The organism is Streptomyces sp. NPDC002577 (assembly GCF_053594815.1).
Genome location: NZ_JBSFWK010000051.1, coordinates 12038 through 34759, shown reverse-complemented (window position 1 = coordinate 34759; position 22722 = coordinate 12038). Strand labels below are relative to the sequence as shown.

The window sequence follows — 22722 nt, the reverse complement described above, 5'->3', positions numbered from 1 at the left end:
TCGGATCGTTCGCTGTGTGTGCTCAGCTCCCTGGAAATGGTCTACCCATCTTCGCGCGCATTCGGGGCTGATCGCCACGCGAGCCGGTCCGGCCGGTCGCAAGTGCCAGGCGCCAGGCCCGCTGCAGCCGGAGCGGGGACGGTCCGGGGAGCGGGGCGGCGACCGGTGCGGTCACCGGTGCGGTCGCCGGTGCTGCCGCTCAGGGAATCTTGCCGGGTCCTGCGGGTCCTCCGGGGACGCCGGGAGTTTCGGGTTCGGGGCCCTGGGAGGCGGCGGCGAGGACGCCTAGGAGCGCGAGGACGAGAACGACGATTCCCAGGACGAGCGCCACCGATCCGGGGGTCGGGTAATTCCACAGCAGCAGGGCGAGCGCCCCGGCGCCGATGACGATGCCCGTGGTCCAGCCGCGGTGGGTGTACAGCCACCTGCCGGCGGACCCGGTCCGCGCTCCGTGACGGGCCATGGCCCGGCCGGTGACGCCGGTGCCCTTGTCGGCGGCGGAGCGTACGGCGCGGGCCGCGCGCCCCGGTCCGTACAAGTACGCGGCGAGCGCCGTGATCACGGCGATCACGAGCACGGTACGCGCGGCCTGGTACAGGAAGCGGGTGAGGGTGTCGTAGATGGCAGAAGCCGCGTCTGCGGGCAGCTTCTGGGGCGGTACGGAGTCCAGGTAGACGCCGCGCATGACGGCGAGCGCGATGAGCAGCACGATCATCATCACGCCGATGCCGATCGCGGCGGTCATCAGCGCTATCCGGTGCGCGGGCGCGACCCAGATGCCCAGGGCGGCCAGAGCGATCGCGATGACCGGCAGCCAGGTGCCGACGACATTGAGCACGCGCATGAGCGTCTGGGCTTCGCTCAGCTTCTGGACCTCGAACAGCGGGATCGTCCTGTCGATGGCGGGGATGTTGGCGGCCCGTTCGTAACCGGCGCTGACGAGGCGCTGCTTGACGTCGTCGACCAGGGTGCCGATGTCCAGCACAATGGTGTCGCCCTTGGCCTGGACGGCGCTGTTTCCCTGACCTGTCAGTACTTTGACCACTGCGGCATGCGCGCGCCGGTTGGCGTTGTCCCACACCTCGGGGAAGCGGTCGCTGGTCACCACCTTGGACACCACGCCGTGCACGGCGGAGGTGAGAGCGCTCTTGAGCGGGCCGGTCAGCACAGGGACGTTGTTCACCACTGCGGGCGGGGCACCGGCGTCTTTGAGGGCCTTGGCGAGCTGGGCGGTGATCGCGGCCACGTCGACCTGGGACACCACGCGCGTGGTGAGCCGGTTGATCACTGCGTTCTGCACGGCGGGGTCGGTGGCGAGCGGGGCGACGGTCTCCACGTACCGGTCGGAGTCGGAGACCTGAGAGTCCGCCCAGGTCGCCACGACGGCGAGCGGTGACAGCAGGAAGGCCAGCACCAGCAGGACCGAAGCCCCCGCGACGCGCAGGCGGCCATGCCGCACGGCGGCCGCGTCGCGCAGTCGGTCGTACTCCTCACGCTCTGCGGCGGTCAACGGAGGACCGTCTCCGGCGCGTTCGCGTCCTTCAGGTTCGGATGCGCTGGGCGAGTCCATGGGTGCTCCCGGAGGATCGGACTGTGCGGATCGGCTCCCGCTTCTGTCGGCGGCGCGGCTTCTGATGGCCTGCTTGCTGCGAAAGTGCTCTGACGTGCGCAAGAGGTGTAACTCGGTAGAGGTGTGGCTCGGCGAAGGGGCGACTTGGCCGAACGAGGTGCGGTCCCGACTGTCGCAGCACCGAGGGCCGGCCCGCATCGCCCGTATCGGGTGAGCGGCACAGAGTTCCGGGCCCACCGTGTCGCGACGGCATTCCGGGCCCACCGCGTCGCGAAGGCTGCCGCCAGGTGCGCCCGACCATGGATGCCGCGTCTTCGTATGCTCGGAATACGCTCGGAAGAGCCGTCACACGCTCGGAGCAGCCGTCATACGCTCGGAGCAGCCGGACGGCAGCGAAATCCCGCCCATGCGGGGGCGCAGTGCTCCGGGCGCCGCGCTCCGCCCGCCTCGGGTGAGGCAGCCGGCCTGCGGCTCGTGCTGTCGTTGGTATGTTCGACGGCCCGTTTGCGGGAGGTCACATGAGTGCGGCGGCATGGGAGCGAGCAAGAGTCGGTCCTCGCGGGCTGGCACGCCTGGCCCTCGTCGCGGCGGCGACGGCGGCGCTGGTCCTGCTGCTGTTCGCCGGACTTCGGAGCCTGGTTCTGGTTGCGGTCGGGGTTGCCGGGCTGATCGTCGCGGCAGCGGGTGTGTGGTGGACGCTCGCGCACACATGGCCGGTCCGGGCCCTGTCCCTGATGCTCGCGATCGCCGCGCCCGTCGTCGTGCTCGTGCTGTTCGTGGCCGCCGGGCTGTTGTGGGTCGTGCTGGTCTCGCTCGCGTTGTGGAGCGTCGCCGTCTCCGCCGGCAGAAGTGCGCTGTCCGGACTCACCGGCCCGGCTCGCGGTCCCGGGCACCCGGTCGCCGCCCCCAGCCGTCCGTTCCTGATCATGAACCCGCGTTCGGGCGGTGGGAAGGTCGGCCGGTTCCAGCTGGCCGAGAAGGCGCGGGCGCTCGGTGCGCAGGTCGTCCTCCTGGACCCGGGCCGACCCCAGGACGTGGCCGCTCTGGCGCGACAAGCCGCAGACGAGGGAGCGGACCTTCTCGGTGTCGCGGGAGGCGACGGCACCCAGGCGCTGGTCGCCGGCGTGGCGGCCCGGCGAGGGCTGCCCTTCATGGTGATGTCCGCCGGAACTCGCAACCACTTCGCCATGGACCTCGGCCTGGACCGGGACGACCCCTCGACCGGCTTGAACGCGCTCACGGACGGCGTCGAGATCCGGGTCGACCTCGGTTACATCGGCGACCGCGTCTTCGTGAACAACGCTTCGTTCGGAGCCTACGCGTCCGTCGTCCAGAGCCCCGCGTACCGCGACGACAAGGTCCGCACCACCCTCCAGCTGCTTCCGGATCTGCTGACCCATCACGCGGGCCCGCACCTGACCGTGCGAGCCGACGACGTGGTCATCGACGAGCCCCAGGCCGTACTGGTGAGCAACAACCCCTACCGCACGGACGATCCGGCGGGGCTGGGCCGCCGCGACCGGCTCGACACCGGGACTCTCGGCGTCCTCGGCGTGACGGTGGACAACGCGGTCCAGGCGGCCGGGATGCTCCGGGGCAAGCACTCCCCCGGACTCACCTCACTCACGGCCGAAGAGGTGACCGTCGACGCGGACACCCCTTCCATACCGGTGGGTGTCGACGGTGAGGCACTGACGCTGCCGACTCCGGTCCGGTGCAGGATCCAGCCGGGCGCCCTGCGTGTACGCCTCCCGCGCGATCGCCCCGGCATTCCCCTGGCCAGACCTGCCATGGTCTGGCGGCGCGTGTGGGGGCTTGCCTGGCCGAGCGGCGCTACGGCACGTGCTGCCGCCGAGTGACCCGCCGCCGTGGGCGGCATCCCCTGACCAGCGTCCACGTGCCCGGGGTCAGTCGCCTCAAAGACTGTCGCCCCTCAAAGACGGTCGCCTCACGTCAAGTCAGGCCCGGGGCTCTGCCTGCCGCCTTGCCGTGCGTGGCGGCGCGCAGGCCGAAGGCGACGACCAGCTCGCCGACCCCCAGCAGGATGAGCCACAGCCCGAGCAGCCGCGCCAGAGCCACGGCGGACTGCACCGGATAAGCGAGGACCACGACTCCGGCCACGATCCCGAGTGCGGCAGCCGCGACGACGAATCCCCGGTGCGGCAGCCCACGGTGGGAGAGGGCGGCGAACATCGTGAGCATCCCCGAGGCGATCCACACGAGGCCGACGATCAAGGCCATTACGGCGACGGTCTGCAGCGGCTTGCGCAGCACGAGCACACCCGCCAGGACGACGACCACCGCGACGAGCACGGCGGCCACCCTGCCGCCTTCCTGGCCGCGCCCCCCGGAGAAGGCCGTCACGAAGCGCACGGCCCCTGACACCAGCAGGTACAGCCCCACGATGACCGCCAGCACGTGAAGTGTCGCGTCCGGCCACACCAGCAAGAGGATGCCCGGCACCAGCGTCGCCAGGGCGTAGCCGAGCGCCCACCACCACGAGCCGCCCAGCATGATCAGCAGCTCCTCGGGGTCGCCGTGCCCCTGGGTCGCCGTGGAGTCCTTCGGAACCGTCATGGCCTGCGCCTCCCTGTGTCTCAGCGACGAGTGCTGCACGAACGCACGTATGACCACATGCGAACCGGCGCCCGGCCGATGCCTCTGCGGCACTCGGCCGTCCTGGCCTCTGCAGCAGTCGTCCGTCCTGCTCTTGCGATCGTCCTGCTGGATGCGAGCACGCGGATCACCCCGCCCGGGTGATGCGTCCATATCCACCCCAGAAATGGCGACTCTTCCCTTTAGCCTGAATCCTGATTTCCTGGTCGCGCTCACACACAGTGAGGCCCGCCGAATCACTGGAGGTGTCTGCGGTGAGGCGTTGGCGGGCACTGGCCGTCCTGGGCACCGCGCAGTTCCTGATGGTGCTCGACACCTCCGTCATGAACGTCTCGATCAGCCAGTTGGTCGAGGACTTCGACACCGAGGTCACGGCGATCCAGGGCGTCATCACGCTGTACACGCTGGTCATGGCCGCCTTCATGATCACCGGCGGCAAGCTGGGAGACATGTTCGGACGCCGCAACGTGTTCGGCATCGGCCTGATGGTCTACGGGGTGGGTTCCGCGCTCACCGCGGTGGCCCCGTCCCTGTGGGTACTCGTCCTCGGCTGGTCCCTCATCGAAGGGCTCGGCGCGGCCCTCGTCCTGCCGGCCCTCGCCGCACTGGTGGCCGGCACCTACCGCGGCCGGGACCGGGCCGTCGCCTACGGGATCGTCGGCGGCCTGGCCGGAGCGGGCATCGCGGTCGGGCCCCTGGTGGGCGGCTGGGTCACCACCTACCTCACATGGCGGCTCGTCTTCGCCGCCGAGGTCGTGGTGGTGGTAGCCATCCTCCTGACCATGCGCTGGATCGAGGACCGGCCCCGGCCGTCCCGGGCACCCCGTCTGGACACCGTGGGAGCCGTACTGTCCGCCGTCGGCCTGGCACTCGTGGTGCTGGGCGTCCTGCAGAGCAGCACCTGGGGCTGGGTACAGCCCCGCAACTCCCCCGTGACCGTCTTCGGCTTCTCCCTCACCCTCTTCGTCATCACAGCCGGCCTCATCGTGCTGTGGCTGTTCCGGTCCTGGGAGCGACGGCAGGAAGCACGCAGGCATGACCCGTTGGTGCGGTTCTCGCTGTTCGGCATCCCACCCCTGCGGTCCGGCCTGGCCATGTTGCTCGGCCAGAACCTCATCCTGCTCGGCCTGTTCTTCGTCATCCCCCTCTATCTGCAGGTCGTGCAGGGCCTCAATGCCTTCGAGACCGGGCTGCGGCTGCTACCGGTCTCGATCACCATGCTCGTGGCCTCCATGAGCGGACCCCTTCTCGGCCGCATCGCGTCCCCACGCACAGTTGTCCGCACCGGCCTGCTGATCCTCCTCGCGGCGATTCTCTGGCTGCTGGCCACCATCAGACCCGCCCTCGACGACCTCGCCTTCGCCCTGGCGATGGCCTTGCTCGGCCTGGGCCTCGGCCTGTTCGCCTCCCAGCTCGGCAATGTCGTCCAGTCCAGCGTCGGCGAATCCGAACGCAGCGAGGTCGGGGGCCTCCAGTACACCGCCCAGAACCTCGGATCCTCTCTCGGAACCGCCCTCATCGGCTCCCTCCTCATCGGCTCCCTCGTATACGCGTTCACCACGCGCATCGAGGGCGATCCACGGATCTCCGACGCGGCACGCCGGCAGACCGGCATCGCCATCGAGGCAGGCGTCAGCTTCGTCGGCACCGACCAGGTTCGAGAGGCGGCCGAGCGTGCCGCCCTGCCGAAGCCCGAAGCCGACGCGCTCGTCGCCGACTATGCCGAGGCACAGCTCGCCGGCCTCAAAGCCGCCATCCTCGCCACCTCCGGCATCACGCTCGCCTGTTTCGCGTTCACCCGGCAGCTGCCGACGGACCGGCTCACCAGGACCGCCGACACCTCATGAACCGAGCGCCGTGAACCGAAGGCCGGAACAGCGGGACATGAACCGAGCGTCGTGAACCGAGACGCGTGAGCGGAGAGTCGCAAACCGAGAGGCGAGAGGCAAGGACATGCAAGACCCCGGCCCTCTGGGCAGGAAGGCGACCAGCCCGCCAGCAGGCGAGGGTCCCACGCCCGGGCGGCTTCCGGCCCTGCTCGCCGTCGCACGGTCGGTCCTCATGGCGACCGGGCTCGTGGTCGCGTACTACTTGCTGCCCATGACGGACAGGCTCACCAGCGGCACGGTGACAGCCCTGGTGTGCGGCCTGATCGGCGTAACGCTGCTGTTCGCCTGGCAGATCCGTACGATCAGTCGCTCCCCCAACCCACGCCTGCGGGCGGTGGAGGCCCTCGCCACCACGCTGCCCCTCCTCCTGCTGCTCTTCTCGGCGGCCTACTACCTGCTGGACCATGCCGAGCCCGGTAGCTTCAACGAACCCCTGACGAGGACCGACGCGCTGTACTTCACGCTCACGGTGTTCAGCACCGTCGGCTTCGGCGACATCGCCGCCCGCACACAGACAGCACGCGTCCTGACGATGCTGCAGATGACGGGCAATCTCCTTCTGGTCGGCGTGGCCGCCCGCATCGTGGTCAGCGCCGTGCGAGCCGGTCTCCGCCAGCGGGCAAAGGAGCCCTGAGGGACCGGACACGCACATGATCAGTGTTGGAGTGCGGCCTTGGCGGCAACGATGCCCAGTCCGAGCACCAGATTGACGGCACCGACGGACAACACGGCAGGACGAGAAGCGCCGGCCCGGATGACCGAGGCGCTGGCCCAGCCGACCTGCTGAGCCACGGCGACGCCCAGCGCCAGCCACGCTGTCCCTGCGAGTCCCAGGCCGAGAAGCGGGCTGATCGCCACGGCGCCGGCGGGAAGGAAGGCCGCCTGGACGATCGGCCACTCGCGGGCGCAGGCGCGACGCAGCTCCTGCCAGATCCGACGCCGGTGCCTCAACTGATCGCTGACGAAACCGGCGTACACATGTGCGGCCCAGAACACCACACCGGTGCAGAGCAGGAGCAGCACGAGCTCCAGCCGTGGATGAGGTCCGAGCGCGGTGGCGCCGGCCACCACCGACGCGGCCAGGAGCGAGCCGTAAACGGCGCCCGCGTAGTCGGCCCGCTCGGTGTCCGGCTCTGGCCCGGCCTCCGCCTCCTGCTCCGGCATGCGACGAGTCACCTCTCCAGGATCACGGACCGGAACGCTTTCTGCCTGGTCACCGGCGTAGCGACGGTTCTGGCCGCGACGCCCGGCCGAGAGCGGCGGGCATGTTCACTCGATTCCCCGTGCGTCCGAGTGCGACCGCATCGCCGAGCGCGGGTTCACTGCACACCATGACAGACCGCAGCAGGAAGCCCTCCGGCCCGGGCTGGTGGCGCGGGCACGAACTCCCAAGCCGGATGCCTGTGAGGCAGATGCGCGCGGCGGCAACCGAGCGCTTCAGAGAGGGCGGCGCAGGCAAGCTCTGGAGCCGGCTCAACGCGGTCGACTTCTTCGGCCACTCGTTCCAACTGGCCGCCCTCGCCATGATGTGCTTCTTCCCCTTCCTCATCGTCATCACCGCGGCGGCCGGCCGTGACACCGCGGCGGTACTCGCCGGCTGGCTGGGGTTGAACCAACAAGCGGCGCAGGCCCTGGAATCCCTGTTCACAGGCGGTACAGGCGCGGGCACGCTCACGGCGACAAGCGCGTTCCTGCTGGTCTTCGGGGCCGTGGCCACCTCCGGCGTCCTGCAGAGCTGGTACCAGGAGGTCTTCGACGTCCCGGTCGGGGAATGGCGGGACATCGCGGCGCAACTCGTCTGGCTCGCGTCACTGGTCGCCTACGGCACGTCGCAGGCCGTGCTCGGCAGAGCTCTGGGCGAGCCACTGCTCCAGAGCCTGTGCGGCCTCGCCCTGGCGACGCTCTTCTGGTGGTGGAGCATGTACGCACTGCTGGTGGGAACCGTCCGATGGCGAACCCTTTTCCCGAGCGCCCTGGCCACCGGCGTCTGCTGGACGGGCCTCGGCCTCTTCTCCGCCTACTACTTCTCCTCGGCGATCGTGACCAACGAACAGAAGTACGGCCCCATCGGCGTCGTCATGATCATCCTGTCCTGGCTGGTGGCGGTGGGCGTGGTCATCCACCTCGGAGCGGTCCTCGGCGGGCTGTACCTCGAACGGCGCCCCCGGCCGGCTCTCCCGAACGACTCCCCCGCCAAGAAGGCGGCCGAGCCCGGCGGCTGAGAAGCCGTCACCGAGCAGTACCAGGCCACCACTGTCCACGAGGCGATACCACCGTAGGCTCTCGGCGGAGGGCAGGCACAGTGGAGATCACGGTGCAGTGGATCAAGACGTCCTGGACGAAGCAGTCTAGGGGCGGGGAGGCCGCTGCCCGCAGGAACGCGGCACGGCGCAACACCCTGCCAGCGGTGAGAGCGGCCCTTCTCGCGGTGATCGGCTCCTACGGTCCATGGGTGTCAGTCGGTCACAAAGACCTTGCTGCAGCTCTCCTCCACCGTGTCGGCGAAGGCCCGCGCGAGCGGGGACAGCGCATCCCAGCGACGCACGGCCCAGCCGGTCCAGAGGGTGGGGAGTTCGGGAATGGGGATCAGACGCAGATCGGGGTGGGCCGGGCCGTGCCAGCCGGGCAGGTCGGGGACGACGGCGTGGCCCAGACCGAGTTCGACCAGCAGGATCGCGGTGTCCCAGTCAGCGACGCTGGTGTCCGATGTCGGCTCGATGCCGGACGCCGCGAGCCAGGTGTCCAGGCGGGAGCGGGAGGTGGCGTTCTCGGGCAGCCCGATCAGGCGGATGCGCGCCAAGTCGGCGATGTCGATGCGGGACCTGGCGGCCAACGGGTCATCCGCAGCGACGGCGAGGACCCAGGGCAGTTCGACGACAGGGCGTTGCTCGATGCCTCGCACTGGCTCGCCCAGGGTGATCCAGGCGATATCGAGTCCGCCCGAGAGGAGGGCGTCGAAGCAGCTGCGGCTGGAGTGCGCGGTCTGAAACTCCAGGCTCACCTTGGGGTGTCGGTGGCGGAAGGCGACAACCGCCTCGGTCATGAAGTGGCGGACGGTGGTGGCGCCGGTGGTGATGCGCACCGATCCCGCCTCGCCGTGCACCAGGTCCCGCAGCCGGCGCAGGGCGTGGTCGATGTCGCCCAGGCCGCCTGCAACCGCGTTGTGCAGGAGCTGCCCGGCCGGAGTCGGTGTCACGCCGCGCGGATGGCGCTCCAGAAGGGCGATGCCGGTCTCGCGCTCAAGACGCTTGATGTGCTGGCTCACCGCTGACTGCGTGCAGGACAGGTCGCGGGCGACGGCGCCAAGGCTGCCGGTGCGGCAGACGGCGACGAAGACGCGGAGGTCGTCGAGAGTCATGGAGGGTGAAGTTACAGCTAGGGGGGTACCAAGGAAACCCGAGGATTGACTTAGTGGTTGGGTCGGCGCGACGATCTTCGTGGGCCCACGGCGGCAACCCGGCCGGCCCCGGCGCTGTTCCGGACGGCGTCGGGGTCGGGCCGGGTGCCGACCCCCAGTCTCCACTCCTCTTCATCAGCCCCGGATCCGTCGCTTTCCGGCGGCGAGCCACGCCTGGAAGGCGACCTGTGCAAGCACTCGAAACTGCGGCCATCGCGGCCGCAGCCGTCGCAGCGGGCGGCATCAACGCCGTCGTCGGCTCCGGAACCCTGATCACCTTCCCCACACTGCTCGCCTTCGGCTACCCGCCCGTCCTGGCGAATGTCTCCAACACCATCGGGCTCGTCCCAGGCGTCCTCAGTGCGGCCTACGGCTACCGCAGAGAACTCAGGGGCCAGCGGACGAGGCTGATCAGTCTCGGCGCCGTAGCGCTCTGCGGTGGGCTCATAGGCGCGCTCCTCCTGCTGAAGCTGCCGGCCCACACCTTCCGCACCGCGGTGCCGGTGCTCATCCTGCTCGCCTGTGTCCTCGTCCTCCTCCAACCCCGACTCAACAAGTGGCTCCGGAGGCGCGGCAACCGCCACGACGCGGACGGTGTTCTGCCGGTGCGGATCGGGGTGCTCGGGACGGGGATCTACGGCGGCTACTTCGGCGCAGCCCAAGGTGTGCTGCTCATGGGCCTGCTCGGCACGTTTCTGCCCGACGACCTTCAGCGCCTGAACGCCCTCAAGAATCTGCTCGCCGCCCTGGTCAACGGCGTCGCCGCCGTCGTCTTCATCGCGGTGACAGAGGTCGACTGGGCGGCAGCGGGCGTGATCGCCCTCGGGTCCACCGCCGGCGGGCTCATCGGGGCCCGGCTGGGGCGCCGCCTGTCGCCGGGCGTCCTGCGCGGCCTCATCATCGCCGTCGGCGTGACCGCCTCCGTCGCCGTGGCCGTGCGATAGTCATCCTGTCGCGGAGGTTTCCTCAACCATGATCACTGCACGTGGCATCGATCCATAGACTGACCCCATGTCAGCCACGGATCTCCAGCGCGTCGCGGCCTTCCGCTTGTCCTTCGCCCGGAGTCAGGCCGCTGTGCTGACCGAGGTTCCCGGCGGCGTGGTGGTCCTGGATCAGGAATACGCGGCTTCCCACGAGCACAACCAGCTCGTCATCGAGGGAACATCGGCTCCCTCCGAGCTCCTCGCTCTGGCCGAGACCGCTCTTGGCCACCTGCGCCACCGCCGGATCACGATCCTCTCCGACGCCGTCGGCACCGACTGCGCACCCGCGCTCACAGCGGCCGGCTACGCCCACGAGACCGAGCTCATCATGAAGTCTTCCGGCGCCACCACCGTCCCCGAATCGCCCGCGCAGACAGTAGCTCTCGCCGACCTGCGGCCCGCTCTCGTCCGCCAGCTCCATGCCTGGATGCCCCAGGCCGAGAGCGCTACGGTCCACCAGCTCGCCGACCGAAGAACAGCCCGGCTCCGCGGTGCCGACCAGGTTCGCTTCCTTGCCGTCCGCGACGAGAACGGCACCGTCGGCTCCTGGGCCGACGTCTACCTCGACGCAGCCCAGGACATCGCCCAGATCGAGGACGTCGTCACCGCCGACACCCACGTCCGCCGCGGCTACGCGGACGTCGTCCTCGCCACCGCCCTGCAGCACGCAGCGGGCTACGGCCTGGTCTTCCTCCTTGCCGACGCCCACGACTGGCCACATGCCTGGTACACCCGCCGAGGCTTCACCCCGATCGGTCGCTCCCACACCTTCACCCGTATGCAAGCCGGAAGCTGAGCGCACCACTACTCCAACTTCGATGCAGCCCAGGACGCCGATGCAGCCGACGAAGGCGCCGGCGGCGCGGTCGATGTGCGAGACGGTCAGGACCGGGGGCCGCAGTGGGGGCGGTGCCCTCGTGGCGGCCGGGGGTGGTGCGAGGGCGTGTGCGGATCAGCCGGCTGAGGTCGCGACCACGAGACCGAAGCAGATCAGCACGATGCCCGTGGCGTGCCCGAGCGCACGGCGGATCGGCGGCTTTTCGAGGACGTGTCCGGCCTTGGACAGCAGGAGCACGTAGCTGCCCAGCCAGGCGAGGGTGAGGGTGGCATGGAGGGTGATGAGGAGCGTCATGGCCCAGGCGGCGGGCAGTTGAGGCGGGGCCAGCGTGGGGAGCAGGCCGGTGTAGAAGACGGCGATCTTCGAGTTGAGTACGTTGCTGACCAGGCCGGTCCGCCACGGGCTCCCGGCAGTGGTGCGGGTACCGGATTCGGCCGGGGCCGGGGCGGCCCGGCGGTTCTGCCACAGCGTCTGCGCGCCCAGGAACACCAGGTAGCAGGCGCCAAGGAGCTTGACGGCCAGGTAGGCCCCGGGTGAGGCGGCCAGCATGGCCGCGAGTCCGGCCACGGTCAGCGCGCCCCAGACCAGCAGGCCGGTCGCTATCCCGCTTACCGTCCACAGTGCGTCCGCGGTGCCGGCCGCGATGGTGCGCCGGGTCATCGCCGAGGAATACCCGGGCAACCCCAACCCGCGGCCCACAGAACTCGAACAGGAGGATCTGCTCGACGACCCGCTTCACCTCGCCCTGCCCCAACCGGCCCGCGGCACGGATCACGCGGACGGCCCGACGGCGGCGCTGCGCTCACTCGCGGGCCACCCCTGGGTGATGGAACCCGAAGGCACGGCCGCACGGCACTGGTCCATGACCCTGTGCCGCAACGCCGGCTTCGAACCCGACGTACGGTTCGAGACCACGGACCTCCTGCTCCACCTCCGCCTCGTCGAGCAGAAGCACGCCGCCGCCTTCCTGCCCGACCTCGTCTGGAGCGGTCAACGCCCGACCGTCCCCTTGCGGCAACTCCCCCGCGGCCGGCGCACACGCCGCATCTTCACGGTCGTACGCCGCGGCCGCAGCCGGCATCCCGCCATCCTGGCCTGCCGGGACGCCCTCCACCGGGCGGTCACCCTGCGCTCCCGTCAGAGATCGGTGAAGCGCAGGGATTGACGGCGTGGCCTGCAAAGGCGCAGTCGAGTGTTATCGCCGTTAGCTTCATCTGTGGGGGCACGGCAACTCCGTGACAGCCGTCATGCTGAGTGTTCGAGCGACGCGCGGCCCTTGCAGTGGCTTGAGGGCGGCCTCCGGCCTACATCGAGTAATGGCACGGCATGGCATTGGGAGCGGTCTCCTCCTTCCGCCAAAGCGCCAATCCAAAAGTGCGCCGCCAACGTATTGCAAGTAGGGCCGCACCCCGGGGGCACGCCCTCGGTCGGCTGATTCCCGTACAGCGGGGATCTCGCAGACCTCCCCTGCGGCTGCGGCCATCCATCTCGTCGTACCGCTGAAATCCGCGCGAGACGATGGAAAGAAAGGTGTATCCACCATGCGAACACCACGCGTGAGGCGCCTCGTAGCGGTGTCCGCGGCCGGACTTCTGATGGCCGGCGGCGCTGCGATGGGCGCAGCAGGCACAGCCGCAGCAGCAACCCCTGCCGTGCACACCGGTGTGGCCACGGACTGGTGCGGCTACCGCGCGGACTGGGGCGGATGGCGCTGCTTCGACAACCGCTTCGACAACGGGTTCGATCACCGCTTCGACAACCGGTTTGACCACCGGTTCGACAACCGCTTCGACAACCGGTTTGATCACCGCTTCGACAACCGGTTCGTCCACGGAGGTGTCGTGATCATCGTGCTCTAGAGAACCAACAACGTCATGGCTTCTCAGGTCAGATTCAGCCCGCCGTCGAGCACGATGACCTCGCCGGTGAGATAGGTGCTGGCGATCACCGATGCCACCAGGTCGGCCACGTCGGCGGGCTGGGCCGGACGGCGCATGGGCGCACGGTCCTGCCACAGTTCGTGCGCCTGCGCCCAGTCCTTCGTCATCGGCGTGTCCACCAGCCCCGGCGCCACCGCGTTGACCCGTACCTCGGGCCCGAGCGCGGCCGCGAGCAGCCGGGTCACGTGATTCAGAGCGGCCTTGCTCGCCGCGTACGGCACCGACGAGCCCTTGGGACGCACCCCGGCGTGGCTGGTGATGTTCACGATGCTGCCTCCCCCGGGGGATTGCCGCAGCGCCGGAAGTGCCGCCGTGCACAGCACCCACGGCGCGATCAGGTTGACCTCCAGCAGTTGCCGCCAGTCCGCCGGTGTCGCCGCCGCCAGGTCGTCGTGCGGGATCGGCCAGCTGATGCCCGCGTTGTTCACCAGCACATCCAGTCGCCCGTACCGGCCGAGGGCCGCCTCGACCAGCCCCCGGGCCTCCTCCTCCACCGCCAGGTCCGCCCGCACGTACGCCCCGCCCAGCTCCGCCGCCAGCGCCTCCCCGGCCTCCGCACTGCGCCGCGAGTGCACGACGACCCGCATCCCGTCCGCCGCCAGCCGCCGCGCGACGGCCTCCCCGATCCCGGACGTGGACCCGCTGATCAGGGCGACAGGCCTGTCCGCTTGTTCGATTCGTTCAATCCTCATGGGCGCGGATCCTGCCACGGCGCTCGGCGGAGGCGGTACCGGGGAGGAGAGTGACGTACAAGCGGCGGGACGCAGGTCTCATGCGGTGAGGACTCCGGTGGCCAGCAGGCCGAAGAGGAGCGTGCCGACGACGATCCGGTAGAGGACGAAGGCGTTGAAGGAGTGCCGGGCGACGAATTTCAGCAGCCAGGCGATGGAGGCGTACGCGACGACGAACGAGACGGCCGTGCCGACGACGAGCGGAGCGGCGCCGACCCCGGCGCCGACGGCATCCTTCAGCTCGAACAGTCCCGCGCCGGTCAGAGCCGGGATGCCGAGGAAGAAGGACAGCCGGGTGGCCGCCACCCGGTCCAGGTCGAGGATGAGCGCGGTGGACATGGTGGCGCCGGAGCGGGAGAAGCCCGGGAAGAGCAGCGCCAGGATCTGCGAGGAGCCGACCAGCATGGCGTCTTTGAGGCTGGTGTCGTCCTCGCCGCGCTTGTGCCGGCCCATCTGGTCTGCGGCCCACATCACGCCACTGCCGACGATCAGCGAGCCGGCGACCACCCACAGGGAGGCGAGCGGCCCCTCGATGAGCGACTTGGCGGCGAGGCCCACGGCGACGATCGGGATGGTGGCGTAGATGACCCACCAGGCGAACTTGTAGTCGTGGTGGTACCGCTCCTCCTTGTTGACCAGGCCGCGGCCCCAGGCGGAGACGATCCGCACGATGTCCTTGAAGAAGTACACGAGCACCGCGGCGATCGCTCCGACCTGGATCACGGCGGTGAAACCGACCACGGACGTGTCGTCAACCGGGATGCCCATCAGCCCCTCGGTGATCTTCAGGTGGCCCGTGGAGGAGACCGGAAGGAACTCGGTCACTCCCTCGACGATTCCGAGTACGACGGCCTGTCCGATGCTGATTGCACTCATATGTTCCATCTCTGAGGTTGAGCGGATATGACAGGGTACGCACCGGGCAGTGCGGTCGAGCTCATGGGGGACGGTTGTGCGTCGGGTCAGCGGCGAACTTTACGCAAGGACCGGCCCACGCGGCCGCACCAGCGGATCTTGACGTCCACGTCCGCGGAACCACATCCTGGCTGCCGTCGGCCCGCTTGAGCGAGCGCCGCCGACGTCTCGAAAACGTCGGCGGCATCTACCCGCTTTCACAGACCGCCGGGCTCACCCACGGTCGTCGCCGCCCGTGTCGTCCGTGCCCCCGTGGCGGCCACCGTGGTCGTCGGTACCGCTGTCATCGGTGCCCCCGCGGCGGCCACCGTGGTCATCGGCACCGCGGTCGTCGGCACCGCTGTCGTCGGCACCGCTGTCATCGGTACCGCTGTCATCGGTACCCGCGCGGCGGCCACCGTCGTCGTCCGCTCGTGTCTGCTCCGTCCTGGTGATACGGCCGGTCGCGCTGTCGACGTCCACCCTGTATCGGATGCCGTCCTTGAGGATCCGCACGCTCCACGCCGTACGCCCGTGCTCCGCCTCCTTTTCGACCTCGGTGAGCGTCCCACCGCCCACGCCCGCGAGGGCGATCTCGATGGCGCGTTCCCGGGTCACGGGCGCGCGACGCGACACGGGCGCGCTACCGGTCGCGGTCGGAGCCGTCGGGACAGGGGATGTCGCATCCTCGGTCGTGGTCGCGGCAGCCGCCGACGGCGAGGACGCACTCCGGGTGGGGGCCTCGCTTGGTCCATCGTTCGCGAGTGCGGTGCCGGCGATCGCGGCGGCGGTGACCGCAACCGCTGTGACCAGCATCAGGGATATGCGTTTCATGGTGAACCTCCGGGATGTCGCTCGGTGTTCCGAGGTTCGCCCGGGCCGGGATAGCGCCGCGCTGCGCGAGTGCTAACAGCCGGATAAGGCGGTTCCCTCACACTCGTACGGATGAGGGCGAGCCCAGTTCCAGCGTCACCCGCGCCCCGCCGGACGGGCCGGCTCCCAGGTCCAGCCGCCCGCCACTGCTTTGGGCGACGCGGCGTGCGATGTCCAGTCCGAGGCCGGTGGACCCGCCACCGCTGACGCCACGCCGAATCTGATCGGTGGACAGGCCCGGGCCGTCGTCGGCCACCGTCAGCAGGGCTCCGCCGCCCGGCCTGGGGGCGAGGGTGACGGAGAACGGGGTGCCATCGGGAGTGTGGGCGAACACGTTGCCCAGCAAGGCGTCCAGGGCGGCGGCGAGTTCGTCCGCGGGGAGGGCGACGGGCAGCGGACGATCCGCAGCGCCGCCGCTGCCTGCCCCGTCCAGGGTGACCGCCCGTGCGGTGTCCTCAGCGAGCACCGTCCAGAACGCCACCCGCTCGCGAACGACGGTGGTCGCATCGCAGGTCCCGTCGGTGTGGGCGGCACTCCGCCGCCGGGCCTGGCTGATGAGCCCGGTGACGGCTCGCTCGAGGTCGTCCACGCGGCGGGCGACACGGGCCGCGTCGTCGGGGTCGGACACCGACTCGGCCTCCAGCCGGAGCGAGGTCAGCGGAGTGCGCAGCCGGTGGGACAGGTCGGCGACCTGCTCACGCTCCTCCCGGAGCAGCTCCTGGATCCGTGCGGCGAGGTGGTTGAGCGCCCCGGCGACCTCACGTACCTCCGGCGGGCCGACAGGGTGGGCACGGGCGGTCAGTTCTGCCCGTGCCAGTCGGTGGGACACCGCGGAAAGCTCCGCGATGGGGGCCACCAGGGAGCGGCCGAGCCGGTCGGCGACGAGCAGGCCCAGTATCAGCAGCGCGACACCGAGGCCGGCGAGTACCAGCCAGGCTCGATCGACCCCGCGGGTCATTTCCTCGGCGGGCACGAAGGCGCGGATCACGGCGGTGCCGTCGGGCCGTCCCAGTACGGCGACCACGATTTCGCGACCGTCCGGCCGTTCCACGCTCCGGCTCACTCCTGCGCTGGCCGCGAGCTGCACGGCGGTGGTCCTCGGCGCGCGCGTGCCCAGCACGGACCCGTCAGGGAGGAATACCGTGATCGGGCCGCGGGACGTGGCGGCCACCTGCTCGACGCTGTCCCGCAGGGTCTCACGGTCGGCGGTCCCCACCAGCGAGATGAGACTCTGGGCGTCTGCACTGGCGGCCACGACGGCGCGGTCCTGCGCCACCGTGCGCAGCAGCAGTGCCAGCGGCACCAGGAAGGCGATGAGAGCCAGACACATGGTGACCGCGACCAGCAGAGACAGCCGGCGTCTCATCGCCGGTCCGCGGGCGCGCTCAGCCGGACTCCGACGCCCCGTACGGTGTGCAGGTAGCGAGGCTCCTGCGCAGTCTCTCCGAGCTTCCGGCGAAGCCACGACAAGTGCACGTCCACGGTCTTGTCAGCGCCGCCGTAGGGCACCCGCCAGACCTCGGTGAGCAGTTCGCGTTTGGTGACGACCTGCCCGGCGCGACTCGCGAGATGGTGCAGCAGATCGAACTCGCGCGGAGTGAGGTCGAGCGTGACGTCGGCCAGGCTCGCCTCGCGGGCGCCCGGGTCGATGCGGAGGTCACCGACGACGACCACCTCCGCCGTGCCGCGCTGCCTGCCGGCACCCCGCCGCAGCACGGCCCGGACCCGCGCCTCCAACTGGGCGGCGGTGAACGGCTTCACCACGTAGTCGTCGGCGCCGGCGTCGAGTCCCCTGACGATCTCAGCCTCGTCATCCCGTGCCGTCGCGATGATCACGGACACCGCGCTGACCGCACGCAGCATGCGCAGCAATTCGATGCCGTCCAGATCCGGCAGGCCGAGGTCGAGGACCACGAGATCCGGACGCTCCTCCAGGACGGACTGCATGCCCCCCATGGCGGTCTGTGCGGACGCAACCGCATGGCCGTGCTCACGCAGGGCACGGATCAGCGGCGTACGTATCGCCGGGTCGTCTTCGATGAGCAGCAGGCGTGCCACACCCTGCACGCTAGCCGAACTGCCGTGGATCCCAACCCCGTTAACCCTCCCTTAGGAGTCCCTGGTGCTCGTGTTAACGACGAACGAGGCATAGTCGTGCGCATGCGTCCCCGTCCGCTCATTGCCGTCGTCGGCTGGCTGGCCGCCGCGGCGGCCGCCACACTCACCGGCCTGGCCGCCGTCCATGTCATCGGCGACGGGATCACCACCTCCGCCGACGGGGACGTGCTCACCCCGCAGCAGGTCGAGCAGCAACTCGCATCGGCGACGGCGTCGCCCGCGGCCGATCCGAGCACGGGGTCACCCACGACCACGCCGGCGGTCACACCGTCCGACGGCCCCTCATCCACGCCGTCCTCCAGGGCGGCCAGAAAAGTGATCCAGACCCCTGGCGGGACGGTCGTCGCCGAGTGCAGTGGCCCGGTGGCGACGCTGGTGTCCATGGCCCCCGCGCAGGGCTACGGTGTGAAGCGCGCCGATCGAGGGCCGGACGAGCACGCCGAAGTGACCTTCGAGGCAGCCGCGAGCAAAGTCGAGCTCAGGGTGCGATGCGTAAACGGCAAGCCCATCGCCTCCTGGAAACAGGACGACTGAGCCACAGCGGCATCGTGCCCGCGGCCGACCCACCGAGGCGTCGTCGGCCGAGCCGGCGGAAGTGAGCGTCCAGCGCTGTCGCACCAGCCGAGGGTCCGACGGGAAACCGCCATGGGGCACGGCCGAAGGCCCGACCACTGACCGCCCTTGCCGTCCCGGGCGACGACCTGCGCCTGTCCGAGATCTGCTTCATGCGCCTTCCCCTCCTGTGTTCGTCAGGAGTCGCCGCTGGTGGGGTGCAGAACAGCCTCGGCGATTTCGCGCACGCGATCCAGAGTGATGCCAGTCCGCTGCTCGACAGCGAGGGGATGGTCTGTGGGTTCGAGTTCGACAAAGGGGCGCTGGCCCACGGGCCTGGTGTGGACGTTGGTCTTCAGGTTCAGAGTGCTGGGCGAGTAACAGGGCAACTCGGTGGTCAGCCAACCGAAGTACGGACCCTCCGATTCGCGGCCCGGCGTGTCCCACAGGTCGACGGCTCGCGCGAAGTTGTCCTGGCTCAGAGAGACCCAGACACCCCAGGAGAAGACGTCGTCGCTGTCGATGACCGGTATCTCGATCAGGCCCTTGACGAAGTAGTGCTGCGCTTTGATGACGCAATGATCTGAGGAGAGCAAGCAGTCGGGGGCATCAGCGAAGGTCGGGTCCCAGAAATAGGGGGCCGTTGTCGAGTAGCTCATCGCCGGCTCTGCGTGGTGCTCGCCGCAGCACGAGCAGGCGAATCCGAGATCACTGGTCATGGGCTGAGCCTAGTGAACGGCGTCGGGGCATCGGGCTGCGGATCGTCGCGGAGAGGGTGCGCCATCAATCGCCATCACCGGACCTCGACGCTGCCGCAGGTGAACGTGGTGTCCAGCAGGAGTTCCGGTGTGATGGCGACGCCGGTCAGGTGCTCGGCGAGAGCGAAGGCGGCCGGTGCGGACAGATCGGTTTCCGGGGCTTCCTCCCCGAAGTGGAAGCCTATGCGGTGCATCACGTCCAGGAGTTCGTCGGGAGTGGTGCCCCAGCGGTCGTCGGGGAACATGGGCTCGAACCAGAGACGCTTCACGGTGTCTTCGGCCCAGAGGAACGAGTCGAGTCCGTTGATGTTGACGAAGTGCGAGACCCAGCAGGTTCCTGTGGAGGCGGGAAACGCCCTGTCCTCGGTGACGCCGAGGTAGCCGTTCGGTTCGATGAGCAGGGTCCATGACCCGATGGTGGTCATGGCGATCAGCTGCCGCGTGCCGTCCGATCGGTGGGAAAGGTCGAAGGCTGCGTCGACGACCGTGTCCGTGCCGGTCAGTGAGGACTCCGCCCGGCCGTCGAGGCGGTGCAGCAAGTCCGAAGGCGTCAGCTGGTCCACCAGTGTGAAGCAGTACGCCTCCGCGAGCTCCGGGAAGCTCTCTTCGAACCATGTGTAGTCGGTAGCGGTTGCAGTCATGCCGAAGATCCTCCCTCATGCCACTGACACAGTTCGGGACTGCATGGACCGAGCGAGTTCGAGCAGCTCAGCAAGTGAGCGGCCCACCCCGTCACAGGACAGGCCGGCCCATGACCCGTATCTCTTGGCAGCAGTTCGCCCGTCGACGGGAGCGTCAGCGCTCGCGGCGAGGTGGGCGACCTCGCGGTGCGTTTCCGGAGCCGGACGGCGGGGTGACGATCCGGGTGCCCGTGGTGTGGGGGCCAGGTTCTGCATGATGCCGAGCAGGCCGCTGATCTTGCCGCGCTTGTGCTCGGGGACGTTGTCGGCGACGGCCGCGACGAAGGCGGCGAGTGCTGCGTTGGCGGACGCGGAGGCGATGACGAAGCCGATGGTGACGACGGCGACGCTGTTCGCCGTGGCAATGATCAGCAGGCCGAGAAGCAGGCCCAGCATGCCGAGGGCGAGCCGTGGCCTGCGGCGGCCGAAACGGCTGGTGGTGCGGTCGCTGAGGCGCCCGAAGAACGGGGCGGGTGAGGTGGCCGATGCCGTGTGCGAGGGCCGCGGACTCGCCCTGGCGGGCGACGAGGGCCTCCTCGATGGGGGCGACCCGGGCGTCGCCGCTGCCGACGTTGGCTTTGGCCCAGTAGCTGCCCAGTTGGGCGGTCTTCTCGGCTTGGGTCATCTCGGCCATGAGGGCCTCGACCCGCTCGTCGGCGGGGAGCGAAGTGCCGTTCCAGGGGGTCATGGGGGCTCCTGCTTCCGGCCTGTCAACCTGGGCGCCGTGTGGGGAGTCGGGGCCCGGCCAGATAAGTTCATAGCGTTGACAAAAAGGTGTGTGCAGCCTGCATGGAAGGAAAGGGTCAGGCCAAGAGGGTTCTGAGCACTATCTACAGCGATCTGGAAGCAAGAATTCTGGGCACGCTGAAGAGCGGCTGCAGGCCTGTCGAGGACAGTGCGCAGCCGCTTCAGGTCTCAGGAACGCAGAGAGATACAGCCGCGGAGAGCGGCGGTGTCAGTGGCCGAACGCCCGGTGCGCCACGCCCTCCAGATGCGCGCGCATGGCCGCCTCGCAGCGCTCCGCATCCCCCGCGTCGAACGCGCCCAGCACGGCGGCGTGTTCGGCGAGCGCCTCCTGCGCGTCGGTGACGCGGCCGCCGGTGAAACGGCGGAAGCGCTGGATGTGCGCGCCCAGTGGGTCGATCGCCGCCGAGAGGAAGCGGTTGCCGGCGGCGCGGGCGATCGTGGCGTGGAAGTCGGAGTCGGCCTGGAGGTAGGCGCGGAAGTCGTCGGCCACGTGCTGCACAGCCGCCGCTTCCATCAGCCGGTGGCTCTCGGCCAGTGCGCGGGCAGTGCCCGCCGCGTCCTGCTCGCAGGCCCGGCGGGCGCTGTACGGCTCGATCAGCAAACGGGCGTCCATGAGTTCACGGAACCCGCCGTCGTCCAGAAGCGGGGCGACTGTGTAGCCGCGGTGCGGGACGCGGACGACCAGGCCGGTGTTCTCCAGCTTGGCGAGGGCCTCGCGCAGCGGCGTCGGCGAGACGCCCCAGTCCTTGGCGATGGTGTCGATACGCAGGGGCGTGCCCGGTTCCAGGCCCTCGTCGAGGATCAGGGCGAGCAACGCGTCGTACGCCTCGTCCATGAGGACGGTCCTACCGAGCCCGGCCGGACGCACCTGCCTGCCGACTGGTCCCATCGTTGACTCTCCCTGTGACGTGCCGGACGCTTCCGACGGACCGGCCTTCAGCCTAGTCGGAGCGGATCTCCCTCCCGCAATCGGGCCGCGTTCAGCGCGCGGTACGCGGAGAGAGCAGTGTGATCAGCGCCGAGTCGTCCTCGGCGGCCAGGCCCTGGCTGATGGCGAGCTGGTAGAGCTGGTCGGCCGCGGCGGCAACGGAGGTCGCGACGCCGGCCTTCTTGGCGAGGGACACCACGATGTTCATGTCCTTGCGGATGATGTCCAGACGGGAGCGCAGCTCGGGTCCGCCGGTGCCGTCCTCCTGCACCTCGTACTGCTGGACCATGCGCGGACCACGGTCGGCCAGCATGAAGGAGGCGGCAGCGCCCTGGCCCAGGACGTCGACGGCACGGTCCAGGTCGATGCCGAGGGCGCGGGCGAGCGCCAGGGACTCGGCGGCTGCCGCGGTGTGGATACCGCACAGGAGTTGGTTGACGGTCTTCATGATCTGGCCGTCGCCGATGCGCGGTCCGACGACGTGCAGCGTGGAGGCGAGCCGGTCGAGGACCGGCCGGGCGGCGGCGAGAGCCGCGTCGTCCGCGCCGATCATGATCAGCAGATCGCCGGTCCCGGCGCGTACGGCGCCGCCGCTGACGGGGGCGTCGACCAGCCGTACACCCTGCTCGGCGAGGCGCGCCGCGACGTCCTGGACGCCGTCGACGCCTACGGTCGAGGTGACCACGACGACCGCACCCTCGCGCAGCGACTCGGCGGCGCCGTGCTCGACGACGCCGCCGCCGAAGAGGCAGGACTCCAGCTGCTCCTGGTCGCGTACGGCGATGACGACCACATCGGCACCCTGCGCGGCCTCGGCCGGAGTGGCAGCGGGCGTGGCACCGGCCTGCGCGGCGAGGGCACGGCGCTCCTCGAAGACGTCGAAGGCCTGGACCGTGAAGACACCGGCGAGGCGGGTGGCCATGGGCAGACCCATGGCGCCGAGGCCGAGGACGGCGGTGGTGGGGGCGGAGGTGGAGGTCTCAGCGGGCATCGGATGCTTCTTTCTTGCGGAACGCGGCCGTGGGGGCCGCGTGGACTGATTCTCTTACGGGTCCGCAGGGCGGCCGGGCCGGGCCCGTTGGCGTACGAGCTGTCGTACGCCAACGGGAACGCGCGCGGGCGGCAGGCATTGCGGACGCGGACATCGCAGGTGTCGCGGACATCGCAGGTGTCGCGGACATCGCAGGTGTCGCGGACGTCACAGG

Annotated in this window: 23 protein-coding genes and 1 pseudogene; 9 read left to right on the top strand and 15 right to left on the bottom strand. The window is 69.8% G+C overall.

The annotated features are described in order from the left end of the window. Positions 1-199: 199 nt before the first annotated feature. Positions 200-1510, bottom strand: a complete 1311-nt coding sequence (locus tag ACWD4J_RS37590; RefSeq protein ID WP_451400024.1) for a hypothetical protein — start codon at positions 1508-1510, stop codon at positions 200-202. A 578-nt stretch (positions 1511-2088) separates the two neighbouring features. Between ACWD4J_RS37590 and ACWD4J_RS37585 the strand changes: the two genes are divergently transcribed. Beyond that, positions 2089-3429: a diacylglycerol/lipid kinase family protein gene (locus tag ACWD4J_RS37585; RefSeq protein WP_451400023.1), complete on the top strand. Its 1341-nt coding sequence runs from the start codon at positions 2089-2091 to the stop codon at positions 3427-3429. A 94-nt stretch (positions 3430-3523) separates the two neighbouring features. Here ACWD4J_RS37585 and ACWD4J_RS37580 read toward each other — a convergent pair whose 3' ends face one another. Further along, positions 3524-4147, bottom strand: coding sequence for an HdeD family acid-resistance protein (locus ACWD4J_RS37580; protein WP_451400022.1), 624 nt, complete (start codon positions 4145-4147; stop codon positions 3524-3526). Positions 4148-4440: 293 nt separating this feature from the next. Here ACWD4J_RS37580 and ACWD4J_RS37575 point away from each other — a divergent pair, with 293 nt between their 5' ends. Then, complete coding sequence (locus ACWD4J_RS37575; RefSeq protein WP_451400021.1) at positions 4441-6033, top strand: MFS transporter; 1593 nt, start codon at positions 4441-4443, stop codon at positions 6031-6033. A gap of 214 nt (positions 6034-6247) precedes the next feature. Continuing rightward, on the top strand, positions 6248-6709 hold the full coding sequence (locus ACWD4J_RS37570; protein ID WP_451400020.1) for a potassium channel family protein: 462 nt from the start codon (positions 6248-6250) through the stop codon (positions 6707-6709). A gap of 20 nt (positions 6710-6729) precedes the next feature. On the opposite strand, the gene ACWD4J_RS37565 is transcribed toward ACWD4J_RS37570, so the two are convergent. Next, the gene (locus ACWD4J_RS37565) at positions 6730-7239 is read right to left on the bottom strand and encodes a hypothetical protein (RefSeq protein WP_451400019.1); all 510 of its coding nucleotides are present in this window, start codon (positions 7237-7239) and stop codon (positions 6730-6732) included. Between the two features lie 167 nt (positions 7240-7406). Between ACWD4J_RS37565 and ACWD4J_RS37560 the strand changes: the two genes are divergently transcribed. Next, a complete protein-coding gene (locus ACWD4J_RS37560; protein WP_451400018.1) occupies positions 7407-8297 on the top strand; it encodes a ribonuclease BN in 891 nt (296 codons plus the stop codon). A gap of 233 nt (positions 8298-8530) precedes the next feature. Here ACWD4J_RS37560 and ACWD4J_RS37555 read toward each other — a convergent pair whose 3' ends face one another. Further along, a complete protein-coding gene (locus ACWD4J_RS37555; protein WP_451400017.1) occupies positions 8531-9433 on the bottom strand; it encodes a LysR family transcriptional regulator in 903 nt (300 codons plus the stop codon). Positions 9434-9660: 227 nt separating this feature from the next. Between ACWD4J_RS37555 and ACWD4J_RS37550 the strand changes: the two genes are divergently transcribed. Next, entirely contained in the window at positions 9661-10416 is a 756-nt protein-coding gene (locus tag ACWD4J_RS37550) for a sulfite exporter TauE/SafE family protein (RefSeq protein WP_451400016.1), read from the top strand. 67 nt (positions 10417-10483) lie between these two features. After that, positions 10484-11254 carry a GNAT family N-acetyltransferase gene (locus ACWD4J_RS37545; protein WP_451400015.1) on the top strand — a complete coding sequence of 257 codons (771 nt, stop codon included), beginning with the start codon at positions 10484-10486 and terminating at the stop codon, positions 11252-11254. A gap of 156 nt (positions 11255-11410) precedes the next feature. On the opposite strand, the gene ACWD4J_RS37540 is transcribed toward ACWD4J_RS37545, so the two are convergent. Further along, on the bottom strand, positions 11411-11956 hold the full coding sequence (locus tag ACWD4J_RS37540; protein WP_451400014.1) for a LysE family translocator: 546 nt from the start codon (positions 11954-11956) through the stop codon (positions 11411-11413). On the opposite strand from ACWD4J_RS37540, the gene ACWD4J_RS37535 reads away from it, so the two are divergent. Next, complete coding sequence (locus ACWD4J_RS37535; RefSeq protein WP_451400013.1) at positions 11940-12461, top strand: LysR substrate-binding domain-containing protein; 522 nt, start codon at positions 11940-11942, stop codon at positions 12459-12461. The genes ACWD4J_RS37540 and ACWD4J_RS37535 overlap by 17 nt on opposite strands. A gap of 376 nt (positions 12462-12837) precedes the next feature. Continuing rightward, on the top strand, positions 12838-13155 hold the full coding sequence (locus ACWD4J_RS37530; RefSeq protein WP_451400012.1) for a hypothetical protein: 318 nt from the start codon (positions 12838-12840) through the stop codon (positions 13153-13155). A gap of 23 nt (positions 13156-13178) precedes the next feature. On the opposite strand, the gene ACWD4J_RS37525 is transcribed toward ACWD4J_RS37530, so the two are convergent. The 5 genes from ACWD4J_RS37525 to ACWD4J_RS37505 all read right to left on the bottom strand — a co-directional run bounded on the left by ACWD4J_RS37525 (position 13179) and on the right by ACWD4J_RS37505 (position 17792). Beyond that, on the bottom strand, positions 13179-13928 hold the full coding sequence (locus ACWD4J_RS37525; protein WP_451400011.1) for an SDR family NAD(P)-dependent oxidoreductase: 750 nt from the start codon (positions 13926-13928) through the stop codon (positions 13179-13181). A gap of 78 nt (positions 13929-14006) precedes the next feature. Further along, positions 14007-14843: an undecaprenyl-diphosphate phosphatase gene (locus tag ACWD4J_RS37520; protein ID WP_451400010.1), complete on the bottom strand. Its 837-nt coding sequence runs from the start codon at positions 14841-14843 to the stop codon at positions 14007-14009. Positions 14844-15095: 252 nt separating this feature from the next. Then, on the bottom strand, positions 15096-15695 hold the full coding sequence (locus tag ACWD4J_RS37515) for a PepSY domain-containing protein (RefSeq protein ID WP_451400009.1): 600 nt from the start codon (positions 15693-15695) through the stop codon (positions 15096-15098). 97 nt (positions 15696-15792) lie between these two features. Next, complete coding sequence (locus ACWD4J_RS37510; protein WP_451400008.1) at positions 15793-17100, bottom strand: ATP-binding protein; 1308 nt, start codon at positions 17098-17100, stop codon at positions 15793-15795. After that, positions 17097-17792 (bottom strand): response regulator transcription factor, encoded by a 696-nt coding sequence (locus tag ACWD4J_RS37505; RefSeq protein WP_451400007.1) that lies wholly within the window; start codon positions 17790-17792, stop codon positions 17097-17099. Before ACWD4J_RS37505 ends, ACWD4J_RS37510 begins: the two co-directional genes overlap by 4 nt. Positions 17793-17894: 102 nt before the next feature. Here ACWD4J_RS37505 and ACWD4J_RS37500 point away from each other — a divergent pair, with 102 nt between their 5' ends. Beyond that, complete coding sequence (locus ACWD4J_RS37500) at positions 17895-18386, top strand: hypothetical protein (protein WP_451400006.1); 492 nt, start codon at positions 17895-17897, stop codon at positions 18384-18386. A gap of 215 nt (positions 18387-18601) precedes the next feature. Here ACWD4J_RS37500 and ACWD4J_RS37495 read toward each other — a convergent pair whose 3' ends face one another. The 5 genes and pseudogenes from ACWD4J_RS37495 to ACWD4J_RS37475 form a co-directional block, all read right to left on the bottom strand. Beyond that, complete coding sequence (locus tag ACWD4J_RS37495) at positions 18602-19063, bottom strand: DUF2199 domain-containing protein (RefSeq protein WP_451400053.1); 462 nt, start codon at positions 19061-19063, stop codon at positions 18602-18604. A 134-nt stretch (positions 19064-19197) separates the two neighbouring features. Further along, positions 19198-19803: a DUF6461 domain-containing protein gene (locus ACWD4J_RS37490; protein WP_451400005.1), complete on the bottom strand. Its 606-nt coding sequence runs from the start codon at positions 19801-19803 to the stop codon at positions 19198-19200. Between the two features lie 15 nt (positions 19804-19818). Beyond that, positions 19819-20301: pseudogene (locus ACWD4J_RS37485) on the bottom strand (MFS transporter); the annotation flags it as partial. A 496-nt stretch (positions 20302-20797) separates the two neighbouring features. Then, positions 20798-21478: a GntR family transcriptional regulator gene (locus ACWD4J_RS37480; RefSeq protein WP_451400004.1), complete on the bottom strand. Its 681-nt coding sequence runs from the start codon at positions 21476-21478 to the stop codon at positions 20798-20800. A 91-nt stretch (positions 21479-21569) separates the two neighbouring features. Further along, positions 21570-22508: an NAD(P)-dependent oxidoreductase gene (locus ACWD4J_RS37475; protein ID WP_451400003.1), complete on the bottom strand. Its 939-nt coding sequence runs from the start codon at positions 22506-22508 to the stop codon at positions 21570-21572. Positions 22509-22722: the final 214 nt, after the last annotated feature.